Origin of the sequence: Limnohabitans sp. 2KL-1 (assembly GCF_003063435.1) — a bacterium.
Taxonomy (GTDB): Bacteria; Pseudomonadota; Gammaproteobacteria; order Burkholderiales; family Burkholderiaceae_C; genus Limnohabitans_A.
This window is the reverse complement of sequence record NZ_NESL01000003.1, coordinates 134,048-144,557: the sequence shown is the minus strand read 5'-3', so window position 1 is coordinate 144,557 and position 10,510 is coordinate 134,048. Positions and strand designations below refer to the sequence as shown.

Annotated in this window: 10 protein-coding genes; 4 read left to right on the top strand and 6 right to left on the bottom strand. The window is 60.3% G+C overall.

Features of this window, described 5'->3' with window-relative positions; genetic code table 11:
• The first annotated feature begins 44 nt into the window (after positions 1 to 44).
• Together B9Z47_RS08785 and B9Z47_RS08780 are read left to right on the top strand one after the other, a co-directional pair.
• Positions 45 to 1,058, top strand: a complete 1,014-nt coding sequence (locus B9Z47_RS08785; RefSeq protein ID WP_108330882.1) for an NAD-dependent epimerase/dehydratase family protein — start codon at positions 45 to 47, stop codon at positions 1,056 to 1,058.
• 130 nt (positions 1,059 to 1,188) lie between these two features.
• Positions 1,189 to 1,410, top strand: a complete 222-nt coding sequence (locus B9Z47_RS08780; RefSeq protein ID WP_108330881.1) for a hypothetical protein — start codon at positions 1,189 to 1,191, stop codon at positions 1,408 to 1,410.
• 58 nt (positions 1,411 to 1,468) lie between these two features.
• Here the strand turns inward: B9Z47_RS08780 and ppk2 are convergent, their stop codons facing one another.
• Entirely contained in the window at positions 1,469 to 2,377 is a 909-nt protein-coding gene (gene ppk2, locus B9Z47_RS08775; RefSeq protein WP_108330880.1) for a polyphosphate kinase 2, read from the bottom strand.
• 139 nt (positions 2,378 to 2,516) lie between these two features.
• On the opposite strand from ppk2, the gene B9Z47_RS08770 reads away from it, so the two are divergent.
• Positions 2,517 to 3,611 carry a magnesium transporter CorA family protein gene (locus B9Z47_RS08770; protein ID WP_108330879.1) on the top strand — a complete coding sequence of 365 codons (1,095 nt, stop codon included), beginning with the start codon at positions 2,517 to 2,519 and terminating at the stop codon, positions 3,609 to 3,611.
• Here B9Z47_RS08770 and B9Z47_RS08765 read toward each other — a convergent pair.
• From B9Z47_RS08765 to trxA, 5 genes are all read right to left on the bottom strand, one after another.
• Complete coding sequence (locus tag B9Z47_RS08765) at positions 3,599 to 4,957, bottom strand: MATE family efflux transporter (protein ID WP_108330878.1); 1,359 nt, start codon at positions 4,955 to 4,957, stop codon at positions 3,599 to 3,601. The two genes, B9Z47_RS08770 and B9Z47_RS08765, sit on opposite strands and share 13 nt — an antisense overlap.
• A gap of 3 nt (positions 4,958 to 4,960) precedes the next feature.
• Positions 4,961 to 6,706 (bottom strand): hypothetical protein, encoded by a 1,746-nt coding sequence (locus B9Z47_RS08760; RefSeq protein ID WP_108330877.1) that lies wholly within the window; start codon positions 6,704 to 6,706, stop codon positions 4,961 to 4,963.
• 165 nt (positions 6,707 to 6,871) lie between these two features.
• Complete coding sequence (locus B9Z47_RS08755; protein ID WP_019425345.1) at positions 6,872 to 7,135, bottom strand: type B 50S ribosomal protein L31; 264 nt, start codon at positions 7,133 to 7,135, stop codon at positions 6,872 to 6,874.
• 85 nt (positions 7,136 to 7,220) lie between these two features.
• Positions 7,221 to 8,483, bottom strand: coding sequence for a transcription termination factor Rho (gene rho, locus B9Z47_RS08750; RefSeq protein ID WP_062405887.1), 1,263 nt, complete (start codon positions 8,481 to 8,483; stop codon positions 7,221 to 7,223).
• Positions 8,484 to 8,726: 243 nt separating this feature from the next.
• Positions 8,727 to 9,059, bottom strand: coding sequence for a thioredoxin TrxA (trxA, locus tag B9Z47_RS08745; RefSeq protein ID WP_108330876.1), 333 nt, complete (start codon positions 9,057 to 9,059; stop codon positions 8,727 to 8,729).
• Between the two features lie 104 nt (positions 9,060 to 9,163).
• Between trxA and B9Z47_RS08740 the strand changes: the two genes are divergently transcribed.
• Positions 9,164 to 10,480, top strand: a complete 1,317-nt coding sequence (locus B9Z47_RS08740) for a TIGR03862 family flavoprotein (protein ID WP_108330875.1) — start codon at positions 9,164 to 9,166, stop codon at positions 10,478 to 10,480.
• The last annotated feature ends 30 nt before the right edge of the window (positions 10,481 to 10,510 follow it).

The window sequence follows — 10,510 nt, the reverse complement described above, 5'->3', positions numbered from 1 at the left end:
CATATTGGTGATCCAGAATTTCATCACCATCAAAGCACAGCTTTATGACAATCACATGGATCATTACGGGTGCGGCAGGCTTCATCGGCTCACAATTGGCTTTGAATCTGGCGCGGCAGGGGCAATCGGTGCATGTCTGCGATTGGGCCGACAGTGCAGGTTGCACGCCTGTGGATGCAGACCCTAACAGCACATCCTCGCGACTGCGTGCGGCTCGTATAGACCTGTTGCAGCGAACACCAGGCGTGCATTACAAGCCACTGGATATATCCCGGTCGGGTGCGTTCGCTGACTGGATTGCAGACCTCCATCCAAACGTTGTGATTCATCTGGCGGCTCAGGCTGGCGTTCGTCATTCGATGCAGGCGCCACTGGACTTCGTGGCACCCAATCTGGTCGGATTTTCCCAGGTCCTGCATGCCTGCCACCAGCACAAAGTCGAAAGGCTGCTTTACGCCAGTTCATCCAGTGTTTACGGCATGCGCGATGACGCTCCTTTTCTGGAAGAGGACCGCACGGACCGCCCTCAATCTTTTTATGCAGCGACCAAGCAGGCCAATGAAGCCATGGCCATGGCTTACCACGCGCAATACGGACTGCAGAGCTTGGGCATGCGGTTTTTCACGGTGTACGGGCCTTGGGGTCGTCCGGATATGGCACCTTATTTGTTTGCACAGGCGATTCGTCGGCGAGAACCCATCACCGTATATGCCAATGGTGAATTGCTGCGCGATTTCACATTCGTCGGTGACACCGTGGCTGCTGTCACAGCATTGGCCGCACCCCATGCGCGGTGGGAGGGGGCTACGGTGGTCAATGTGGGCCATCACCGCCCGGTCAGCGTGAACCATTTTGTCCAAACCCTGGCCATGCAACTGAACATGACGCCCATCATCGAATACGCACCCATGCAAAAAGCGGATGTCCAATTGACTTGCGCAAGCGAGGTCCGTTTGTTGGGCATGATCGATCAATGGCCTGACACTTCTTTGCAAGAGGGCCTTGGCCAATTCGTCAAATGGCTGCAGGTCTGGGATCCCATCGGCATGTCAAGCTGAGGCCTAAAACGTCCCTGGTTTTGGAAGTCCTTGACCATGGACTTTTGCGTGTTTATTTTGACGGGTCATGATTGAGTGAGTCGAGGCCAACAGTCATCACTGTTTAACGTGTCCTTTCTAAGATTTCAACATGAACGATCACATCAAGACAGAAATCAACAGCGATGGTCTGCGTTATAAATCGCGGGCCACGGGGTCGCCATTTGGCCCGGCAGGGCATGCTGGCGCGATGATGAGTTGCTACAAATGTGGCAAGCACAAGCCCCGTTCGCAGGGCGCGAACCGCATGCTGGTGGGCAAGCCGATGTTTGGCTGTTTTGACTGTTACCCTGCCAAAGCCCCTGCGGTTTAAGGCTGGGCGGTGTTGAGGCAGAGCAGGCCTTGGGGGCCAAGGCCTGCCTGCTGATCCTTCAGTATTTCTCAGGAACGACCATGTCCTGAGGTACCGGGTGGCGGATGTAGTCGGGGTTGCGCACGCGGCCGGGCAGGGTGATTTCGGGGTGTTCGATCTCGTGGTACGGCACTTGGCCAAGCAAGTGATCGATGCAGTTCAGGCGGGCCTTTTTCTTGTCCACCGCCTGCACCACCCACCAGGGTGCCTCGGGGATGTGGGTGCGCTCGATCATGGTTTCTTTGGCTTGGGTGTAGTCCTCCCAGCGGCGGCGGCTTTCCAGATCCATCGGGCTGAGCTTCCACTGCTTGAGCGGGTCGTGGATTCGTCCCAAAAAGCGGGCGTGCTGTTCGTCATCGGTGATCGAGAACCAGTATTTGACGAGTTGAATGCCGCTGCGCACCAGCATCTTTTCGAATTCAGGCACCGAGCGGAAGAACTCTTCGTATTCGTCTTCGGTGCAAAAACCCATGACTTTTTCAACACCGGCGCGGTTGTACCAGCTGCGGTCAAACAACACGATTTCGCCGGCTGCGGGCAGGTGGGAGATGTAGCGCTGGAAGTACCACTGGGTTTTTTCGCGGTCGTTGGGCGCGGGCAGTGCGGCCACGCGGCACACGCGGGGGTTCAGGCGCTGGGTGATGCGCTTGATCACGCCACCTTTGCCCGCTGCGTCGCGGCCTTCAAACAGGATCACCATGCGGTGGCCTGTCTTGACCACCCAGTCTTGCAGCATCACCAGCTCCGATTGCAGACGCAGCAGTTCGCGAAAGTAATGCACCCGGGCGTTCACGGCCTCGGCAGAAGACGGTGAGCCGTCGGACCAGCGGTCGTCGATTTCCAGCTCCAGTTCTTCGTCCAGGCTGTCCAGCAGGTCTTCGCGCAGCTGGCGCATTTGTTCTTCGTTGATTTGATCGGTTTGAGACATGGTTTTTCCAGCTTCAGTGAATGCCAATCAATTTCGTTGATCACCATGAAAATCTGATGACAAAGGGGGGGCCGGGGCATGCTTTTGTCATGACACTTTCATGACGCGCCTGAAAAATGGGGCATCAAGAGGTTGACCCATGCGTATTTTTTCGATCCAGTCTCACCAGGTTCACGAAACGGACCAGTTGCCCCAGGCCTTGCCCCCGCAAGGCTTTGTCTGGATGGCGTTTGCCCGTCGCGAGTTTGAGTTGCTGCAAGGCCAGGTGCAAAGCATGCTGCAAGGCTTGTGCGACGCGCAAATTTATGACTTGCATTTGCAGGATGTGCTGAACAACCAGTTGCCATCGCATTACGACTACACCTCGGATTACGACCTGATGGTGTTCCGGCGGCTGGCCCGGGGGCGCACGGAAACGGATCTTTCCAAGCCCGGGGAAATCCTGCATCAGGAGAGTCACAAGGGTGGGCCGGGGATTTTGCGCAAGATCGACACCAGTCCGGTGGCTTTTCTGGTGTTCGATCGGGTGGTCATTTCGGTGCACCCGACCGACTGTGCGGTGCGCAGTGTGTTTGCCGTCCGCTTGCTCAATTCGTCCAACCTGTCACCGGCACAGGCGGCGCACCGTTTGCCCGCGAACCCGGCCGATCTGATGCTGCGCATGATCAGCAGTGTGGTGGATGGCTATCTGGATTTGCGCCGGGAACTGACGCGCCAACTGGACCATTGGCAAAGTGAGTTGCTGGACCCCCATGCGCGTTTTGACAACTGGAGTGCCTTGCTCAACGCCCGTTTGACGCTGCATTATCTGGACGAGGTGTGCGAGGACCAGCGTGCGGCCATGCAGGACTGGATTGACGCACTCGGCTCATGGCAGGCCGACGACACATTCCAGCCCGAAAGTCTGGAGATGCTGCGGGTGCGCAGCCGCGATGTGCTGGAACACATCGAGCGGGTGGTCCACCATGTGGGACGGTTGGAGCAAAGTGCCGAGACGGCGGTGCAGATGCACTTCAACGCGCAGGGCAACCGCACCAACGAGGTCATGCGCACGCTCACGGTGTTGACGGCGATTTTTTTGCCTTTGAACCTGATCACCGGATTTTTCGGCATGAACTTTGAAAACTTCCCGGCCTTGCATGCCGAGGCGGGTGTGTGGCTGACCGAGTTGTTCATGGCACTCGTTGCCGTGGGGCTGGCTTTGCTGTTTTGGCGCAAGCGTTATCTGGGTTGATGCCGCAAGCTGGCCGCTGATGCGCGCCAGGCCAGCCAGCCAAACAGTACCGAGACCCAAGCCAGCGCCACCGTGCTGGTGATCCAGAAGGTGCCCACGCCCGGCTGTGCTGGCCAGCCCAGCGCGGGCAGGCCCGTGTAGGCCAGTCGGTAGCCGCCATACAGACCCAACCCCCAGAGCAAGGCGGTGTAGATCAAGAGCGGGGCCACGGTGATGCGGTAGCAGCGCAGCAAAAAAGCGCACACCGCCTGCACCGCATCGGCCAGGTGGTACAGCGCCACCCAGGCCAGCCAGACAGCGGCGGCTTCGGCCACGGCGGCGTCGGTGGTGAAGGCGCTGGCAATGGCGTGTCGCCCCAGCACCAGCAGCGATGCCCCGGTGATCGCTGCCCCCACGGCCAGAGCCACCCCCAGACCGGCAGCGCGGCGTGCGCGTTGTGGCTGGCCTGCACCCAGCCAGTAGCCGGTGCGGGCGCTGCTGGCAATGCCCAGAGCCAGCGGCATCATGTAAAGCACGGCGGCCAGGCTGGCCGCGATCTGGTGGCTGGCCGAGGCCACAGCGCCCAGCCGCGCGATGAACAAGGCCATGAGGGTGAACGAGGTCACCTCGACCATGATGGACAGCCCTGCGGGCACGCCCAGTTGCAAAAAGCGCCGCAGCACCGGCCATTGGGGGCGTTCCATGCGCCGCCACAGTTGGAAGGGGGTGTAAATGTCTTGCGTGCGCAGCAAATACAGGCCGGTGGCCATCATGAACAAGTTCACGCCCAGCGTGGCCCAGGCACAGCCGACCACGCCCAGCCCTTCAAACCCCGCCACACCGAAGGTCAGTGCGTATGACAGCGGCACCTTGACCAGCAAAGAGCCGGCCTGCAGCCAGGTGACCAGCCGCGGGTAGCCCAGGCTCTGATTGAACGTGCTGTACATGCGAAACAGCAGCGAGGGGATCAGGGCCAGGGTCAGCACCCGCAGGTAGGCGCGCACTTCGGGCCACAGCACGGGGGGCACCTCGGTCCATGACAGCCACGGGTCGGGGAACCACAGCGCGCAGCAGCCGATCATGGCCGCGCCAGCGCAGATGTAGAGGGCTTGCCGCACCGAGCGGCCGATTTCGGCATGCCGGTCTGCACCGCGCAGTTCGGCCCACACGGGCAAGAGCGACTGCAGCATGCCGTTGAGGGCGACATAGATGCTGATGTAGATGGAAGAGGCCAACGACAGCACCGCCAGCGCCTGCGGGCTGTAACGACCCGCGATCACCGTGTCGGCGATGCCGAAGGCCATCACGGCCAGTTGTCCGATCAGCACGGTGCCTGCATGGCGGGCGATGGTGCGCAGTTCGGACATGGCTCAGTCCGATGTCAGGGCCGGTAGGCCAAGCGCGTCCGGGCTTTGTTCTTTGGCGGAACGGAAAACCAGGATGCGTTCGTTGCGGTCGGCGGGGCGCTGTACGGTGACCACGGGGTCCCAGCCCAGTTTGTTGATCTTGTCGGACAGCAAGGGCAGGTTCTTTTCGTCCATGATCAGCCACGGGCAATCGCTGTCGGGACGTTGGAGTGGTTGCAATCGCACCTTGCCGTGAAACAGGAAGGCGGTGCCCTGAGCCTGGCTCAAGCCGGCGTATTGCAGGCACGTCGCGCTGCCGGTGATGCCCTGGATTTTTTGCACCAGTGGTCCATAGCTGCGCGCAAAGTCGAGCAATGGCAGCCACAGGCTCATCAGCAGCAACCAGCACAGCGCAGCACCTGCTGCGGGCAAAACCATGCTTTTCCAGATGGCGGCCCGGTGGTGGCCGATGCGCCATTTCACCAGCCAGGCCCAGGCCAGCGTGGCCAGCAGCGCCAGGGCGAAGGCCATGGCTGAAAATTCGGGCACAAAACCCGGTGCGAGCTTGGCGACGTTGGCTGCAGGCTTGGCGGGAAAGCCGGTTTGCATCGCCACCCAGATCACCCAGATCGTGAGCGCGCAAAAACTGAAAAAGAGCAGCGTGAACCAGTCGATCAAGGCGCCCAGGCTGCGCTTCAAGGTGGGCAGGGCAAAAGCTGCCAGGGCCGCAACACCAGGCAAGGCCAACAGCAGCGCGCGGTCGGACAGACCTGTGAGCCAGGTGGCCCCTGCCGTGACGGCGACAAACCACAAGGGCAAGGCCAGGTGCGGGTAACGCCAGGCCTGCGACAGCTGTGCGCGCCAGCGCCACAGGGACCACAGCGCCAAAGGCCAGGCGGGCCAGGTGAACCACAGCATCAGTTTGGCCAGGATGTGCACATCGACCATGGTGTGCGGCACCACGCGCCAACGCCACAAATCGAGCGCGCCTGCGGTGGTGATGCACAGCAAGCACAGCAAAGCCAACAGGCCCAGGTCCAGCATGCGCATGCGGCCCAGTGCAGGGTCATGGTTGGCCACTGCGCGAATCAGCGAGCCCCCCACGCCCAGCCAGAGTGCTACGCTGGGAGCACCTGACAGCGTCAGGCCCAGCATGCCCATGCCCAGGGCCAAGCCGCAGTAGACGCGCCAGCGTGGCAGGGTGGCCAGGCCCGCAAAAATCAACGAAGCAAAGCACAATTGGCTCAAGGCGGGGGTGGCTTCGTGCGCCAGTCGGGCCAGGCCCAGGCAGGCCAATAAAGCCAGCAGTCCACCGTCGGCCAGGGCTCTGGCGTAATCGCCCGGTTTGGCTTCGCCGCCAAAGGCAAAGGCTACGGGCTGAGCTGCGGGGTGACGCGCCAGCGCGTAGACGGCATACCAGGTGGCGGCCAAGGTCAGGCCCAGCATGCCCATGAAAGGCATGCGGGCGAACACATCTTCCCAGCCCGCTGGTGCCCATTGCAGGAAACCGGCCCCCAGCCAATAGGGCAACAAGGCCAGCTGTGGGTCTTGCTGACCGAGCAAAGTGGGTCTGAGCCAGCGGGATGCCTCACCCAATGCGGGTTGGGCCAGTTGCAGCATGTAGCCCAATGCCTCCAGGTCTTGTGACTTCCACGGCGAGCGCCCCCAAAAACCCGGCAAGACATAGGCGACGCACAGCAACAACAAGGCCAGGCGAGGCAGTCTGCGCACGGCACTTTGGGCAACGATGGCGGGTGTGGGCAAGTTCACGGGGCAATGGCAATCAGGTCTTGGGCAGAGGCTGGGCGTTGGACTTTGTATTTTAGAAAAGCCCTGCGGGGTCCGTTGGTGCGCCACAACGTGGTGGGCGCTGGACCATGCAAAAAGGGCAGGCCGGTTGCCCGGGCTGCCCTTTGGGGAGTACCAATGCGCGAATTACTTGGCGATGGTGGTGGTCTTGCCGAAACGGTTGCGGAATTTCTCCACGCGGCCGCCCATGTTGTCCACCGACTTTTGCGTGCCAGTGTAGAAGGGGTGCGACTCGCTGGTCGTGTCCAGCTTGTACCAAGGCAGCTCGCGGCCGTCTTCCATTTTGATCATCTCTTTGGTGTTAGCGCATGAACGGGTCACGAACTTGAAACCATTGGACATGTCTTGGAAGCAAACTTCACGGTAGTTGGGGTGAATGCCGTCTTTCATGGGGAAATCCTTTTATTTTCGCTACGGTAGCCACACTTCAGCCTATCTGAGTGCACTTTCCGCAAAACCTGTCGATTATAGGGTATCAGCCGCCGCGTCGCATCATGTCGAAGAACTCGGAGTTGTTCTTGGTGGCTTTCATGCTCTTCAAGACCATTTCCATCGCTTCGATCTCGTCCATGTTGTACATGAATTGGCGCAGGATGCGGGTTTTTTGCAGCACTTCGGGCTGAAGCAACAACTCTTCGCGGCGGGTGCCACTGCGGTTGAGGTTGATGGCCGGGAACACGCGCTTTTCGTACAGGCGGCGCTCCAGGTGGATTTCGCAGTTGCCCGTGCCCTTGAATTCTTCAAAGATCACCTCGTCCATGCGGCTGCCGGTGTCGACCAGCGCGGTGGCGATGATGGTGAGGCTGCCGCCTTCTTCCACATTGCGTGCTGCGCCAAAGAAACGCTTGGGGCGTTGCAGGGCGTTGGCATCCACACCGCCTGAGAGCACTTTGCCCGAGGAGGGCACCACGTTGTTGTAAGCGCGGGCCAGTCGGGTGATCGAGTCCAGCAGGATCACCACGTCTTTTTTCAGCTCCACCAGGCGCTTGGCACGCTCGATCACCATTTCGGCCACGTGCACGTGGCGCGAAGCGGGTTCGTCGAATGTGGAGGAGATCACTTCGCCGCGCACGCTGCGCTGCATTTCGGTCACTTCTTCAGGGCGCTCATCGACCAGCAGCACCATCAGGTGCACATCGGGGTAGTTGGCGGTGATGGCGTGGGCAATCTGCTGCATCATCACCGTCTTGCCCGATTTGGGCTGCGCCACGATCAGAGCGCGTTGGCCACGGCCGAGCGGCGCGATGATGTCAATGACCCGGGCGGTGATGTTTTCTTCGCCCTTGATGTCGCGCTCCAGACGCATCTGCTCTTTGGGGAACAGGGGCGTCAAGTTCTCGAACATCACCTTGTGCTTGTTGTTCTCGGGCAGGTCGTCGTTGACCTTGTCCAGCTTGGTCAGGGCAAAGTAGCGCTCGCCGTCTTTGGGGATGCGCACTTCGCCTTCGATCATGTCGCCGGTGTGGAGGTTAAAGCGCCGCACTTGGCTGGGGCTGATGTAGATGTCGTCGGTGCTGGCCGTGTAGCTCGAATCGGGGCTGCGCAAAAAGCCGAAACCGTCGGGCAGGATTTCCAGCACGCCGTCGGCAAAGACCTGTTCGCCCGCTTTGGCGCGCTTTTTGATGATGGCAAACATCAGCTCCTGTTTGCGCATGCGGCCGGTGTTCTCGATTTCGAGCGTGTCGGCTTGCTTCAGGAGTTCGGACACATGAAGTGCCTTGAGTTCGTTCAAATGCATGGGAATTGGCCTGTGTCGAAGCGGACCGCTGGGGACCGTTTTTCGGATAACCGGGTGGAAATGTTCTGAATTGGAGGCCGCCTGGGTTTGGGGCGCTGCTTCCGGAAATTTGGGCGTTGTCCCTGGATCGGGCTGCCTGCTAGAAATTATGACAGGTTTTCGATGGGGCCATAAAACAAAAAACCGGGCCATGTGGGCCCGGTTGGCGGCGGTTGTCCCTGTCGGGTCAGACCCCGGCGGGTATCAAGCCAGTTGCTGGTCGATGAATGCCGTCAATTGCGACTTGCTCATGGCGCCCACTTTGGTGGCTGCCAATTGCCCGCTTTTGAAAATCATCAGCGTGGGAATGCCGCGAATGCCGAACTTGGCGGGAATGTCGCGGTTGTCGTCCACATTCATTTTGGCGATCTGCAGCTTGCCTTCGTAAGCGCTGGCCACTTCGTCCAGAATCGGGGCAATCATTTTGCAGGGGCCACACCATTCAGCCCAGAAGTCCACCACCACGGGCTGGCTCGACTGGAGCACGTCGGCTTCGAAAGTGGCGTCGGTAGTGTGTTTGATCAAATCGCTGGCCATGGCCTATTCCTTGTGAACATTGAAGATGCGGCTAAAGTTGGACCTATTTTGACAGAAACTGGACGCCTTCGTTCGGTGCTACCGCGATCTTTGTCCCCAAGCCCATGACCCATTCAGACCCCCGTTCCCTCTCTTCCCAACGCCCCGATGTGCAAACCGAGGTGGCCATCGTCGGGGGCGGGCCGGCCGGGCTGATGGCAGCCGATGTGCTGTCCCGCGCAGGTGTGGCGGTGCACCTTTTTGATGCCATGCCCTCGGTTGGCCGCAAATTTTTGCTCGCAGGCCGAGGTGGCCTGAACCTGACGCATTCCGAGCCATCCGAGGTCTTCAAAACCCGCTTTGGATCGCATCAAGCCGAGGTGAGTTCATGGCTGTCGCAGCTGGATGCCCAGGGCGTGCGCGATTGGGCCCAGACTTTGGGCATCGACACTTTTGTGGGAACGTCGGGGCGGATTTTCCCCACTGAAATGAAGGCCGCGCCGTTGCTCAGGGCTTGGTTGCACCGCTTGCGCCATCCGGAGGTGGGCGTGCCGGTTCAGTTCCACATGCGCCACCGTTGGCTGGGCTGGCAAGGTGAATGGCTGACTTTTGAGCGGCAACATGATGCCCAACTTGTGACGGTGCAGGCGCGCGCCACGTTGCTGGCACTGGGTGGGGCCAGCTGGCCACGCCTGGGCTCAGACGGCACATGGGTGCCTTTGTTGCAAGCGCAGGGGGTGGATGTGGTGCCTTTGAAGCCCGCCAACTGTGGTTTCGATGTGCTTGGCAGGCAAGGGCAAGGTTGGACCGCTCATTTCCGTGACAAATACGCAGGCCAACCGCTGAAGTCGGTGGCTTTGTCGGTGCCAGCGCGTGATGGCCAGCCACTGGCCCCGCGGTTTGATCGCAAGGGAGAGTTCGTGGTGACCGGGACCGGGATCGAGGGGAGTCTGGTGTACGCTGCCTCGGCTTTGTTGCGGGACGATTTGATGGCGCAGGGGCAGGCCCGCATGGTGTTGGATTTGTTGCCCGATAAAACGCTGGAACAGGTGAAAAAGGAGCTGGCATGGCCTCGGGGCAGCCGCAGTCTGAGCAGCCACATCAAAAGCCGGCTGGGCCTGGACGGGGTGAAGATGGGCTTACTTCATGAACTTTGTCATGCCGAGGACTTCAACCAGCCCGAGACTTTGGCCATGCGCATCAAAGCCTTGTCAGTGCCCCTGAAAAATCCCCGACCCGTCGCCGAGGCGATCAGTACTGCCGGGGGGGTGGCGCTGCAGGCGATGGGGCCGGATTTGATGTTGTCAGCTCGCCCCCATGTTTATTGTGCGGGCGAGATGCTGGACTGGGAGGCCCCGACGGGCGGCTATTTGCTGACGGCTTGTTTGGCCAGTGGTTTGTGGGCTGCACGAGGAATTTTGTCAAATTCATTCACAAATTGACACAACCGGTGTATTCCTTTGGGACTTGCG

Bases quoted from the DNA above. Each gene is read 5' to 3' on its own strand.
- B9Z47_RS08785 (WP_108330882.1), top strand. From the start codon at position 45: ATGACAATCACATGGATCATTACGGGTGCGGCAGGCTTCATCGGCTCA.
- B9Z47_RS08780 (WP_108330881.1), top strand. From the start codon at position 1,189: ATGAACGATCACATCAAGACAGAAATCAACAGCGATGGTCTGCGTTAT.
- ppk2 (WP_108330880.1), bottom strand. From the start codon at position 2,377: ATGTCTCAAACCGATCAAATCAACGAAGAACAAATGCGCCAGCTGCGC.
- B9Z47_RS08770 (WP_108330879.1), top strand. From the start codon at position 2,517: ATGCGTATTTTTTCGATCCAGTCTCACCAGGTTCACGAAACGGACCAG.
- B9Z47_RS08765 (WP_108330878.1), bottom strand. From the start codon at position 4,957: ATGTCCGAACTGCGCACCATCGCCCGCCATGCAGGCACCGTGCTGATC.
- B9Z47_RS08755 (WP_019425345.1), bottom strand. From the start codon at position 7,135: ATGAAAGACGGCATTCACCCCAACTACCGTGAAGTTTGCTTCCAAGAC.
- rho (WP_062405887.1), bottom strand. From the start codon at position 8,483: ATGCATTTGAACGAACTCAAGGCACTTCATGTGTCCGAACTCCTGAAG.
- trxA (WP_108330876.1), bottom strand. From the start codon at position 9,059: ATGGCCAGCGATTTGATCAAACACACTACCGACGCCACTTTCGAAGCC.
- B9Z47_RS08740 (WP_108330875.1), top strand. From the start codon at position 9,164: ATGACCCATTCAGACCCCCGTTCCCTCTCTTCCCAACGCCCCGATGTG.